Annotated in this window: 9 protein-coding genes; 7 read left to right on the top strand and 2 right to left on the bottom strand. The window is 40.4% G+C overall.

All coding sequences use genetic code 11. From position 1 onward, the window contains the following. Nucleotides 1-2: 2 nt before the first annotated feature. Both H5072_RS07000 and pepB read right to left on the bottom strand, forming a co-directional pair. A complete protein-coding gene (locus H5072_RS07000) occupies nt 3-569 on the bottom strand; it encodes a phosphoribosyltransferase (RefSeq protein WP_002962666.1) in 567 nt (188 codons plus the stop codon). A gap of 183 nt (nt 570-752) precedes the next feature. Then, a complete protein-coding gene (gene pepB / locus H5072_RS06995; protein ID WP_002962668.1) occupies nt 753-2,048 on the bottom strand; it encodes an aminopeptidase PepB in 1,296 nt (431 codons plus the stop codon). A 123-nt stretch (nt 2,049-2,171) separates the two neighbouring features. Here pepB and sfsA point away from each other — a divergent pair, with 123 nt between their 5' ends. From sfsA to H5072_RS06960, 7 genes are all read left to right on the top strand, one after another. Continuing rightward, entirely contained in the window at nt 2,172-2,891 is a 720-nt protein-coding gene (sfsA, locus tag H5072_RS06990; RefSeq protein ID WP_182693105.1) for a DNA/RNA nuclease SfsA, read from the top strand. Nucleotides 2,892-3,199: 308 nt separating this feature from the next. After that, nucleotides 3,200-3,643 carry an RNA polymerase-binding protein DksA gene (gene dksA, locus H5072_RS06985; protein ID WP_002962671.1) on the top strand — a complete coding sequence of 148 codons (444 nt, stop codon included), beginning with the start codon at nt 3,200-3,202 and terminating at the stop codon, nt 3,641-3,643. Between the two features lie 20 nt (nt 3,644-3,663). After that, a complete protein-coding gene (gene gluQRS, locus H5072_RS06980) occupies nt 3,664-4,608 on the top strand; it encodes a tRNA glutamyl-Q(34) synthetase GluQRS (RefSeq protein ID WP_182693104.1) in 945 nt (314 codons plus the stop codon). Between the two features lie 78 nt (nt 4,609-4,686). After that, the gene (pcnB, locus tag H5072_RS06975) at nt 4,687-6,168 is read left to right on the top strand and encodes a polynucleotide adenylyltransferase PcnB (protein ID WP_002962675.1); all 1,482 of its coding nucleotides are present in this window, start codon (nt 4,687-4,689) and stop codon (nt 6,166-6,168) included. 4 nt (nt 6,169-6,172) lie between these two features. After that, nucleotides 6,173-6,658, top strand: a complete 486-nt coding sequence (folK, locus tag H5072_RS06970) for a 2-amino-4-hydroxy-6-hydroxymethyldihydropteridine diphosphokinase (protein ID WP_024597168.1) — start codon at nt 6,173-6,175, stop codon at nt 6,656-6,658. 30 nt (nt 6,659-6,688) lie between these two features. Next, on the top strand, nt 6,689-7,483 hold the full coding sequence (panB, locus tag H5072_RS06965) for a 3-methyl-2-oxobutanoate hydroxymethyltransferase (protein WP_182693103.1): 795 nt from the start codon (nt 6,689-6,691) through the stop codon (nt 7,481-7,483). Then, nucleotides 7,483-7,848 (top strand): pantoate--beta-alanine ligase (locus H5072_RS06960; RefSeq protein ID WP_182693102.1); only part of this gene is annotated, 366 nt, incomplete at its 3' end. The genes panB and H5072_RS06960, both read left to right, overlap by 1 nt.

The following is a 7,848-nucleotide window of genomic DNA, read 5'->3' as shown; positions in this document are numbered from 1 at the left end:
GATTACTTCTCTAGCAAAATGTCATGAATTTTCACAAGATCAGATTTACCTGCAATAATTTCATCCGGTGTTAAACCCGATAGTTCATGCGGGAACACTAACCACTCTTCAGACTCATGAATATAATAATCTGGAACAGTGTCTACTTTTGAGTTTTTTGGCTTGTAGTACGGACATGCAATACGAATATCACGTGGCAAGTTTAAGCGCATAAGCTCTGAAAGCTTTTCTTTTAATGCAACAATACTACGACCAGAGTCAAATACATCATCAACAATTAATAATGAGTCGCCTGCATTTGCGTTCTCAACAATGTAATGCAAACCGTGCACTTTAATTTCTTTAGATTGTTTACCAATACCGTAATAAGACGATGTACGTACTGCAATGTGGTCAGTCTCAATGCCTTTATAATCGTAATATTCTTGAACAGCAATACCGATCGGTGCACCACCTCGCCAAATACCAATAATAAAATCAGGACGAAAGCCATCTTGGTATACTTGTGCCGCTACGCGGAACGAATCTTCAAGCAGCTGTTGAGCTGTGATGTAGCACTTATCTGACATAATTAGAAACCCCAGTGGTGGATATAAGATTTGAGCGCAGCTTAGAGTTAAGCAAAAATTAAACTCAAACAGGTATTGGCGACGGATTTTACCGCAAATGAAATAAAATTGCTTGCCTGTAAATTAAAAAATAGGCACCCAAAGGTGCCTATTTTTAGTGTAAAAAGCATAATTTAGTAAATATTATGCTTTTTCTTGTAGGGTACGAGCAACCGTACGCATACCTTGAGTTGTTGCGCCCGCTGCCCATTGGCTTGTACTGCCCATGTTAAAAGCAGCAGCTAAATCTATGTGCACCCAGCCTTTGCCATCGTTTGGCACAAAGCGTGATAAAAAGCCTGCAGCATTCGATGCACCGCCGTAACCGCCACCCTTTTGTGCACGGCTATTTGCCGTATCAGCATAAGGAGATGGGCAGTTTTGTTGATGCCATTTTTCAAGAGGAAGTGGCCAAGCAGCTTCCATTTCTTGAGATGCAAAACTTTCAACTTCACGTGCAAGTTCTTTATCAAGTGCAAATAATGCATTGTACTCTTGGCCAACAGCAACAAGCGCTGCTCCAGTTAGTGTTGCTGCATCAATGATAAGTGGAGCGCCAGTCTCTCCTGCTGCCATTAAGCCATCAGCAAGTACTAAGCGACCTTCAGCATCCGTGTTTACAATTTCAACTGTTGTGCCATTTTTGTAAGTAAGAATGTCACCTAATTTGTATGCATGACCCGAAATTAAGTTCTCAGCACAACATAAAAACAGCTTAATACGTTTTTCAATACCACGGTTAATAGCCAATGCTAAACCTGCTGTTACTGTTGCAGCGCCGCCCATGTCGCACTTCATACCAAGCATACCTTCGCTTGATTTAATTGAGTAACCACCTGAGTCAAACGTAATACCTTTACCTACAAGCGCAGCACTTACTGGTGCATTTTCGTCGCCTGTTGGGTTGTAATCAAGCTCAAGCAATACTGGTGGGCGAACACTACCGCGACCAACTGCATGAATACCAATCCACTGTTGTTCTAGTAACGCATCACCTTTAATAATTTGGTAACTTACATGTTCAGGCGCTAATGATTGAATAAACTCAGCTGCTTTTTCAGCTAGGCTTTCTGGGTATATGTCATCGGCAGTACCGTTAACCATTTCACGTGCCCAAATTGCTGACGTTTTTAAGTGAGCAAGTTCTTTAATATCTGATTGTGCGTTATCAACAAACTCAACACCGTTTAATGATTTTGGTGTTACAAAGCCTTGGTAAAAAGCCCACTGGCTTTCTGTACACCAAGTATCACCTGCTAATTCAACATTTTTAACGCCTTGGCTTGCAATAGTACGGCCTGCTTTTTGAACATTTTTTAATGTGTCTTGCTCAGATAAATGAACAGTTGCACCGCGCTCGTTAAAAGACAATGACGCATTATCGCCCCAATGACTCGCTGCTGCTTGTTCGCTTAGTTGAACAACAAATTTTTCACTCATGTTAGAATTCCCTTGCACTTAAATGTGCCACCGAGTTTACTATAGAGCGCTTAAGTTCCCAACAGCTTGAGATAAATAACATAAATCACACTGCTGAGCAGTGTTTACGCTTTGGAAGTTATTATGAAGTACACGCCAGCGCTGCAACCAGCCATATTATTAAAGCGCTACAAACGCTTTTTAGCTGATTTACAATTAAGTGATGGCAGCGAATTTACCGCCCACTGTGCAAATACAGGTAAAATGACGGGATGCGCTGAGCCAGGCTTTACTGCTTTTTATTCAACAAGCGATAACGCAAAACGAAAATACCCGCATTCATTAGAACTTACGCAAAATAACTTATCGCAGCTTATTTGTGTAAATACAGCGGTGGCTAATAAAGTAGTTGAAGAAGCAATAAACAATAATGTGATAAGCGAGCTACTCGACTACAGTCAATTGCAAAGCGAAGTTAAGTACGGCAGCGAAAACAGTCGTATCGACTTTTTACTCACAGACGAAAATAAGCCCGATTGCTATGTAGAAGTTAAATCAGTCACATTATTAAGCGAAGATACACCACAAAGCGGACAAGGCTACTTTCCTGATGCGCAAACAGTGCGTGGACAAAAGCATATTCGCGAACTAATAGAAATGATCGAACAAGGCCACCGAGCAGTATTACTGTTCGCTGTTTTGCATGAAGGAATAAATACCGTAAGTGCAGCTGCGCATATTGATAAAAAATACGCCACGTTATTAAACCAAGCAATAATAGCCGGTGTTGAAGTATTAGCATACAAAGCCAAAATTTCAGCTAATGGAGTCTTACTTCATAAAAGAATAGCATTTATAGAATAGTGTAATAAACCAAGAGATTGAACTAAGCGTAATTTACAAAGCACTCTAATTATAGAAAGTGGTAAAAAGTGAATTATAAAAATTAACTTGCTTTTGAAGCTTTTGCCCATATAACAAGGCAAGTTTTAGAAAGCGAATATGTGAATTAATTAAAAGTGTAAATAAACTATTAATACACTTTTTTACTCAGTAAGCATGGTTGAAGCTAATTCGATTAATTAAAAATAAATTTGCCTAGGGTATAAGATTCTGTTATTTATACCGCCGGCTAATGCTGAGGCATTAAATTAAGGATTTAGGAGAGAGTTATGCCAGACCAAAAGAAACATGGTTTATTGGCTCAAGCCGGTTTAGAACCATACCAAGAAAAACCAGGCGAAGAGTACATGAATGATGCACAACGTGCTCATTTTAGAGCAATTTTAGAGACTTGGCGTAACGATTTACGTAACGAAGTTGATCGTACTAAATCGCACATGCAAGACGAAGCTGCTAACTTTCCTGACCCAGTTGACCGCGCTGCACAAGAAGAAGAATTCTCTTTAGAACTTCGTACTCGTGACCGCGAACGTAAATTAATCAAAAAAATTGAAAAAACAATTAATTTGATTAAAGAAGATGATTTTGGCTTTTGTGAGTCTTGTGGCATCGAAATTGGCATACGTCGCTTAGAAGCACGTCCTACTGCCGATTTATGCGTAGACTGTAAAACACTTGCAGAAATCAAAGAAAAGCAATCTGGACGCGGCTAATTAAAACTTATTAGTTAGTTATGTCTCCTACAGCCGTTACTGCGCCTATGCGTAAATATCGCGGTCGTTTTGCGCCGTCTCCTTCTGGGCCATTACATTTTGGCTCACTTGTAGCGGCTGTAGGTAGCTATTTAGATGCAAAAGCTAATCAAGGAAAATGGTTAGTTCGTATTGAAGACATTGACACTACGCGCGTGGTTAAAAACGCCGACTCCGATATTCTAAATACCTTACAAGCCTACGCCCTTTATTGGGATGAACCTGTTGTATACCAAACACAGCGCCTGTCTTTATATCAAGATATTACCCACTCTCTTTTAGAGCAAAACCTTGTTTATGGTTGCACCTGTACTCGAAAGCAAATAAAAGCCATTGGCGGTATTTATCAGGGGCATTGCAAAGCACTTAATCATCATACTCAATCCGGCGCACTTCGTTTAGTTCAGCTACATCCAACGACCCAATTTAGTGATTTAATTCAAGGTGATATATCGGTAAATAGTGCATTATCCCACGAAGATTACTTAATTAAACGCAGTGACGGTTTATTTGCATATCAACTTGTTGTGGTCGTCGATGATATCGATCAAAGGATAAATCGAATTGTAAGAGGCGCAGATTTAATTGAACCAACAGCTCGGCAAATTAGTTTGTTTAAACAACTCGGCAGCCCTGTACCTGAATTTGCTCATTTACCTTTAGCGGTTGCCAAACCCGGTTTTAAACTATCTAAACAAAATTATGCCCCCGCCATTTGTAAGCAAAATCCAAAGCCTGCTTTAATTAGCGCTTTTGAATTTTTAGGGCTACCTGTTATAGCTGATTTAAGCGACTTAAATATAGAACAATTAATCGATTGGGGAATTAAAAACTTTAGCTTAAAACAGGTCCCCCAAGTATCCGAAATACAAATTTCTCAACATCCACATAGCCAGAAAGTCCAATTTACACATTTAAGTAAATAAAATAGCTAAAAACGGCTTAATTTCAACACATCAACTTAATTTTTAAACCCTGCTGGTATATGATAGCCGCCTAAATATATGCTAATTACGTCAAACAGCTTGTACTGGGTTATAACTGCCCTATTTGCTGTAACTTTTGATTGCGATGCAGAGTCAATCACACCTTCTAGGAGACAGACTATTATTTCCAAGCTTTTTCAATTTTGCCGACAAATAATCGGCCCGAATACCAGTGCCGAAAGCGCTTCTGTAAGCAGTGAACCTATTGTTGTCACTCGTGGTGAGCATGGTATTTCTCGCAAACAATTTAGCCCAAATGCAATCAAAGTATTATACCGCTTAAAAGACGGTGGCTACGATGCCTACCTTGTTGGTGGTTGTATTCGCGATATATTGTTAGGCCAACAGCCAAAAGATTTTGACGTAGTTACTAATGCAACTCCAGATCAGGTAAAAAAACTATTTAGAAACTGTCGCCTGATAGGTCGTCGCTTTCGTCTAGCACACATTGTATTTGGCCGTGAAATTATCGAAGTGGCAACAATGCGTGGCCACCACGAAGCGCAAGAAGACAAAAATCAAATAAGCCAATCAAGCAATGAGGGCCAACTACTACGTGATAACGTATTTGGCAGTATTGAAGAAGATGCAGAGCGCCGCGACTTTTCAATCAACGCACTTTATTACTCAATTAAAGATTTTAGTATTCACGATTACGCCAACGGCTTAGCGGCAATTAAAGCTAAACAAATCGAGCTTATTGGCGACCCTGAAACGCGTTACCGCGAAGACCCTGTTCGTATGTTACGTGCAGTACGTTTTGCCACTAAGCTTGATATGAGCATTGCGCCTAAAAGTGAAAAGCCAATTAGCGAGCTTGCAAGCTTGCTTGATAACATTCCGCCAGCACGTTTATTTGAAGAAATTCTTAAACTGTTTTTAAACGGCAAGGCCGAAGCTAACTTTTTAATGCTGCGTAAATACGGCTTATTCCGCTCACTTTTTCCTGAACTTGATAAAATTTTAGATAAAAACCCAAGTGGCTTAGAGCACACGCTTATTCAGCAAATGTTTCAAAATACCGACAAGCGTATTAATGCCGATAAAAAAGTAACACCTGCGTTTATTTTTGCTGCCCTACTTTGGTTCCCACTGCTTGAGCGCACTAAAAAAATTCAAAGCCAAGAGCAACTATCTGAATACGATGCTTTCGCACAAGCAATGAATAAAGTACTAAGCGATAATTCACAGCATATAGCTGTTCCTAAGCGCTTTACTTTAGGTGCTCGCGATATTTGGCATATTCAGCACCGCTTAGATAAACGTGCTGGCCAACGTGCATACAGGCTAACGCAACAGCCTCGCTTTAAAGCCGCTTACGACTTTTTATTATTACGCGTAGATGCAGGCGAAACTCAGCATACAGAGCTTGCTCAGTGGTGGACACAATACTTAAGTAAAGATATAAACGGCCAAAAAGAGATGGTTAAAAGCTTAGGTCATCAAGGTGGTCCTAAGCCGCGAAAGCGCCGTCGCCCTACTAAAAAGCCAACTGAGTAATAACATGCATTGTGTTTATTTGGGTTTAGGTGCCAACCTAAACTCACCAAAAGAGCAGCTTGATAACGCGATAATTGCGCTTAAAAAGCTGCCTAATTGTGAATTTGTAAACGTATCGCATTACTATGCAAGTAAGCCTATGGGCCCACAAGATCAACCAGACTATATCAATGCCGTAGCCTGTATTAAAACGACCCTTGCTCCAGAGCAATTACTTGATTTAACACAAAGTATTGAGCTTGAGCATGGTCGAGTAAGAAAAGCTGAGCGTTGGGGTCCACGCACACTTGATATCGATACCCTATTATTTGATGATCAAATTATAAATACGGCGCGCTTAACCGTGCCTCATTATGGTTTGAGTGATCGCGAGTTTGTGGTTTACCCACTATTAGAGCTTGCACCTGAACTTATTTTACCTAGCGGCATTGCATTAAAAACCATTGCAAATAACTTACCGCTCAACGACTTACAACAATTACCTCTGTAATTAACCTAGGCTTTTGCCTGCGAGGATATTATGTCTAAAATAACCGTTTCTACTTTAAATAAAATGAAAGCAGAAAATAACAAAATTACTGCATTAACAGCCTACGACGCTAGTTTTGCAAAGTTATTTCATGATAACGGCGTTGAAGTTATTTTAGTGGGCGACTCATTGGGCATGGTACTACAAGGCGGCGATGACACCCTTGGCGTAACAAATCAAGATATTGCATATCATACCCGCTGTGTACGCGCTGGTAGCCGCGAATTATTTGTAATTGCTGACTTACCTTTTATGACCTACTCAAGCGTTAGTGATACCTGTAAAAATGCAGCTGAGCTTATGCGCGCTGGCGCAAACATGATTAAACTTGAAGGCGGAGAGTGGCTTTACGAGAGCATTAAAGCACTCACTCAACAAGGTATCCCAGTTTGCGGGCATTTAGGCCTTACACCACAGTCAGTTCATGTATTTGGTGGCTTTAAAATACAAGGTCGCGAAGAAGATAAAGCACAAAAAATGATTGATGATGCGAAAGCACTTGAAGCCGCTGGCGCGCAATTATTAGTACTTGAGTGTATTCCAAGTGCCCTGGCAAAACGCATTACAGACGCTTTAAGTATCCCAACTATTGGTATTGGTGCAGGCAGCTTAACTGACGGCCAAATACTGGTAATGCATGACCTGGTTGGTATTTCGGCAGGTTACATTCCTAAATTTTCTAAAAACTTTTTGCTCGAAACAAGCAATATGCCTGCAGCCGTTCAAAAGTATTGTACAGATGTTAAAAGTGGCGCATTTCCAAGCGCTGAACATGAGTTTAAATAATGCAATCAATAACTGAAATCAGATCGTTACGTAGTCAAATTAAAGCATGGCGCCAAGCAGGTCTTAGCGTGGCGCTTGTGCCAACAATGGGCAACTTGCACCGTGGGCATTTTTCGCTAGTAGAAAAAGCAAAAAACTTGGCCGACAAAGTCGTTGTAAGTATTTTTGTAAACCCAATGCAATTTGGTGCTAACGAAGATTTAGATAACTATCCTCGTACGCTAAACGAAGACAAACAAGGCCTTGCTGAACTAGGCACTGATATTGTATTTACCCCAAGTGTAGAAACAATCTACCCTAACGGACTGGGTGCACAAAGCTTTGTAGATGTACCTGACATTTCATTAGGCTATTGCGGTGGCTCA

The organism is Pseudoalteromonas sp. SR45-5, from assembly GCF_014163565.1.
Lineage (GTDB): Bacteria > Pseudomonadota > Gammaproteobacteria > Enterobacterales > Alteromonadaceae > Pseudoalteromonas > Pseudoalteromonas distincta.
Note: the sequence above shows the minus strand (reverse complement) of the source record. Positions and strands in the feature narration are given on the sequence as shown.

Bases quoted from the DNA above. Each gene is read 5' to 3' on its own strand.
- H5072_RS07000 (WP_002962666.1), bottom strand. From the start codon at position 569: ATGTCAGATAAGTGCTACATCACAGCTCAACAGCTGCTTGAAGATTCG.
- gluQRS (WP_182693104.1), top strand. From the start codon at position 3,664: ATGTCTCCTACAGCCGTTACTGCGCCTATGCGTAAATATCGCGGTCGT.
- sfsA (WP_182693105.1), top strand. From the start codon at position 2,172: ATGAAGTACACGCCAGCGCTGCAACCAGCCATATTATTAAAGCGCTAC.
- dksA (WP_002962671.1), top strand. From the start codon at position 3,200: ATGCCAGACCAAAAGAAACATGGTTTATTGGCTCAAGCCGGTTTAGAA.
- folK (WP_024597168.1), top strand. From the start codon at position 6,173: ATGCATTGTGTTTATTTGGGTTTAGGTGCCAACCTAAACTCACCAAAA.
- panB (WP_182693103.1), top strand. From the start codon at position 6,689: ATGTCTAAAATAACCGTTTCTACTTTAAATAAAATGAAAGCAGAAAAT.
- pepB (WP_002962668.1), bottom strand. From the start codon at position 2,048: ATGAGTGAAAAATTTGTTGTTCAACTAAGCGAACAAGCAGCAGCGAGT.
- pcnB (WP_002962675.1), top strand. From the start codon at position 4,687: ATGCTAATTACGTCAAACAGCTTGTACTGGGTTATAACTGCCCTATTT.